Here is a 3932-nt window from a genome sequence, read left to right as displayed (position 1 = left end):
CGGCGCGCCCCGGCGCTGCCTTGAAAAAGGCAAGCACGCGTATGGCGTCGACGGTCCTTGCCTTGAATTTTTCAACGTCGGTAGTTTCCACGCCACTCACGCTGCCATCGGCCTGTTCATCAGGGCGGAGACTGCCTGCTCGAACTCTTTTCTCGAAAGCGGCGCAACGTCTGCGACTTTAAGGTTTTCCCTAACGTGTTCGGCGCTTTTCTGGCCGATGAGCGGCGCCACGACGGCAGGGCTTGACCTCATTATCTGCACCAGCTTGGTCACCGGATCGGTGATGCCGGCATAGTCAGGTACCTGGGCGCGCAGCAGCCTGCCCTGAAAGAGCGGTATGCTCGTAAAGACGCCGATGCCCAGTTTTTCGGCCGCTTCAAGTGTCGTCATGTTTGCACCATTTACAGGCTGGCTCTTTAGCAACAAGGCCTCGCTGTACGACAGGTTGTACGGCAACTGAACAAAGCGAAGGCCGTGGCCCTTGCCACCTATCGACTCTGCAACCTTGACCGCCGCTTCAAGCGACAGGTATTCTTCGCTTTCCTGCGGCACCCGAAAGCACGTCCAGGTCGCCATGCCGTAATAGCGCAGCTTGCCGGCCTTGCGGTACTTTTCATACAGCTCAAAGACCCGGGCGAGCATCTCCATGAACTCTTTTCTGCTCACGTCCTTGTGCCAGCTTTCAAACGCGTTGTGTATGTAGACAAGGTCGATGGCCGAAAGGTGCATGTTGGCAAGCGACTTGTCTATGCACTTTGCGATATAGTCCGGGTTCATGACGTTGTAGCCGGAGCTGATGTCGTCTGCCGTGATGACGCCCGGAGAAATGTACATCCTTTGCATGTATTCCATCACGTCGATGCTTGGAAAGTCGCCGTCGTTTGTGATGTAGCCGTTCTTTGTAGATATGAAAACCTGGTCCCGGCCGATGCCTTCCCCTGCCAGGCGCGCAAGGGCCCTGCCGATGCTCTTTTCTGACTTCATGGCGCGGTAGTTTATGGCGGTGTCGATGACGTTTACCGCGCCTGACCTGACCGACGTGTAGACGGCGCCTTCCATCGCCCTGTCGTCTTCTGCAGTGGACTCGCCGAGGTACGTCCCCATCCCGATGCTTGACAGGTGCAGGCCGTCAAAGGCGCGCAGGTGGCCGGCGGGCCTGCCCTGCCTGGCAGAATGATCGGCAAATTTTCTTGTGCCCTGCGGCGTTGCAAACCCCTCAAGGACCTGATAACCAGACAACGTACGAGATTGGCCGCCGGCGATAATAAACGGATCGAGCCTCCCTTCAGGTGAGCAACCCTTATCTTTGTAACAGTGTTATATTACATGTGGCAGCGCTGGACCCAAACGTCTTCAACCCTTACGTCCTGCTGGACCCAGCCGTCGCGCCGGTCGCAAGCATCGCGCTCACGGCAGCGTCGATGGCGATGGCAGTCCTGATCTCGCGCAGCTTTTTCAAGTCGTACAGCTTTTCCGGGTTTGGCTACCTGCTAGGGTTGCCGGCTGGGTTTGTCTTTCTCGCCGCGTCGTTCGCGTTCGAGTTCGCGAGTTTCGCCTATACAGGCTACCCCGTCCTGCACCCCGCGTTCTTTTGGGTCCAGCTGGCGCTCCAGTCTGAGGCGTTTGCGCTAATCGCGCTTTCCTACTATTACAAGGACTCTAGCGCGGGCCCGCGCCTTGGCGCAAGGGACGTCGTGATGCTATTGATTCCATTTGCGATGGTGGCCGTTCCTTTCATCCTGCCGACCAGCGAGATCGCAGGCAAGCCCTACTTTAACTACGCCCAGCTTGCCGATTTCAGCCTCTACATGCGCATCTTTAACATGGCGGTGCTCGGCTTTATCTTTAAAAACGCGATATTCTCGCTTGCCAGGGCAGGGAGCATCAGGATGCTGTACGTGCCGGCGGCCTTTGCGCTCCTGTGGCTTGAGCAGTATTCGCTTGTGATGACGTACTTTGACAACAGCGCCTTTGCGTTTGCCGGCTCTATGGCGGCAAGGGTCGGCGGCCTGGCGCTCTTTGCATACGCAGTGCACGCAGTAACAAAGAGGAGGGTGGAGATTGAGGCAGGAAAAGCGGCATAAGCTCCAGCTGTTCTACGAGATCCTCTGCGCGGTGGAAGAGGACTCTATGCACAACCAAGTCGCAAGGCCGACTCATGTGCAGCACTCTACACGCCTGTCGTACGACAAGATGATGAACCACCTTGGCGAGCTGGAAGAAAAGGGCATGGTACACAGGGTGAGCGGGCTTGTCGCGATAACGGCAAAGGGCAAGAAATTCATCGAGCAGTACGACGACCTGACGAGGCTGATAGAGAGCGCCGGCCTCTAAATGCGGTTCATTGCAATCCGATTAGGACTTTCATGAACAGCCGACATCAAAATCCAGACGAATTCATCGACAAGGAGTAAAAATGGTATACCCCCGAATTACGCTCGGGGACATGCGCTGCATCGTAAAGGAAATAGCTGACTGCTAGAGGTATACCTTTGAGGCTTCAAGTTGACGCTCAAGGGAATGAAAAATCACTACAACGTCAAGCTGCTGAAGGGGTACGGGGTCTCAATTACCCTTAAGGCGAACCGAATTTGTTTGAAAGGAGGGAAAGATCCCTTTACCGGAAAGCAGGAATTTGAAGAGTGATTTGTAACTCAACTTCCCTATGAACGAATAGTAATTGCTGGTAAGGGTTACATATCAACGGACGCTATTGAGCTTCTTTCGGATCATAATGTCAATGTGATCCTGCTAGACTCTTATGGGTACTTGGCATGCAACATGACCCGGGCTATGGTGAGTGACACGGCAACCAAGTATAGAATGGGACAGTATGACACATTCAGAGACCCTGCCAAGGTATTATTTCTGCAAAGGGAAAGCCTAAAGGCAAAACTGGAAAGTCAAATTGGTTTTTTGCAGTCTCTGCAGAGGCCAGAATTGAGGGATTGCGTAGAGGGATTGCAGAGATACTGTGACAGAATTGAAGAGCAGAAGGACAAGCGCGACTTGCTGCGCATAGAAGCTGGAGCAGGTCAACTCTACTTTCGTTATTACACCCGTCTTTTCGATTCAAAATACGCATTTAATTCTAGGCGCGGCGGTGGAATAAAGATGAGTAACAGGTATGCTTCAGATGTAATTAATGCGCTTTTGAACTATGGCTATTCCGTATTGGCCGCAGAAATTGCCAAATTTGTTCATGGGTTTGGATTAGATCCATACTATGGCTTTTTTCACAAACATGACACGTCATTTCAAGCGTTAGTCTATGACCTAATAGAGCCTTTCAGGTGGCTGGTAGAGTATTGTGTTTACAAGATTGCGTCGGACACCAACCACAACCACCCAATAACCAAACGCGATTATGCATGGACAAAAGAGGGCCGCATTGTGCTAGATGATGATTTGATAAGGCGATTCTTGGAATTGCTAGAGCGTAAGTTCCAGAGCGAGCGGCCATACAAATTCAAGCATGGCGTCAAGCGGCGCGACGGGCTATCGATGTGTCAAGAAATAACAATTGCAAAAATCAATGTGCATGAGCTTGCAGAATATTGTGTGGGAAAGGAAAAGCAGCTCTAGCAAAATGGATATGCAAGACCGCCGCTAACTATAGAGGTGCAGGAAAAAGAGAATGCGCACCTTTTGAGCGTGCAAATCCGACGCTCCACGTAAAGTAAATGATCATCTGTTATGTGAAAGTACGACTAAGAAATTGCAAAAAAAGAAAAGGGGGAAGGTTGATGAGCATCATAGGAAGACAGAGGCCCTTTTTTCATTGGCTCTTGTACTGCGCTATAATTCTATCAGCTCTCTTGAGAATGTCCCAGGGATTGCCAATTCGTCTTCACCGACAATTACACTAACGTTGCTGTATGTAATTGACACAAGTACGATATCCCAATTTGGATTAGGACACTCAAATCCCT

Annotated in this window: 4 protein-coding genes; 3 read left to right on the top strand and 1 reads right to left on the bottom strand. The window is 51.7% G+C overall.

All coding sequences use genetic code 11. The features are described from left to right. Positions 1–96 precede the first annotated feature (96 nt). Positions 97–1239, bottom strand: coding sequence for an aldo/keto reductase (locus tag ACREAY_RS10345; RefSeq protein ID WP_431755693.1), 1143 nt, complete (start codon positions 1237–1239; stop codon positions 97–99). Between the two features lie 89 nt (positions 1240–1328). Between ACREAY_RS10345 and ACREAY_RS10340 the strand changes: the two genes are divergently transcribed. The 3 genes from ACREAY_RS10340 (at position 1329) to cas1 (ending at position 3585) form a co-directional block, all read left to right on the top strand. Then, positions 1329–2084 (top strand): hypothetical protein, encoded by a 756-nt coding sequence (locus ACREAY_RS10340; protein ID WP_431755692.1) that lies wholly within the window; start codon positions 1329–1331, stop codon positions 2082–2084. Beyond that, positions 2062–2334, top strand: coding sequence for a winged helix-turn-helix domain-containing protein (locus ACREAY_RS10335; protein WP_431755691.1), 273 nt, complete (start codon positions 2062–2064; stop codon positions 2332–2334). The genes ACREAY_RS10340 and ACREAY_RS10335 overlap by 23 nt, the downstream gene beginning before the upstream one ends. Positions 2335–2673: 339 nt before the next feature. Then, positions 2674–3585, top strand: a complete 912-nt coding sequence (gene cas1, locus ACREAY_RS10330; RefSeq protein WP_431755694.1) for a CRISPR-associated endonuclease Cas1 — start codon at positions 2674–2676, stop codon at positions 3583–3585. The last annotated feature ends 347 nt before the right edge of the window (positions 3586–3932 follow it).

It is taken from the genome of Nitrososphaera sp., assembly GCF_050748925.1.
In the GTDB taxonomy this organism is placed as follows: domain Archaea; phylum Thermoproteota; class Nitrososphaeria; order Nitrososphaerales; family Nitrososphaeraceae; genus Nitrososphaera.
Note: the sequence above shows the minus strand (reverse complement) of the source record. Positions and strands in the feature narration are given on the sequence as shown.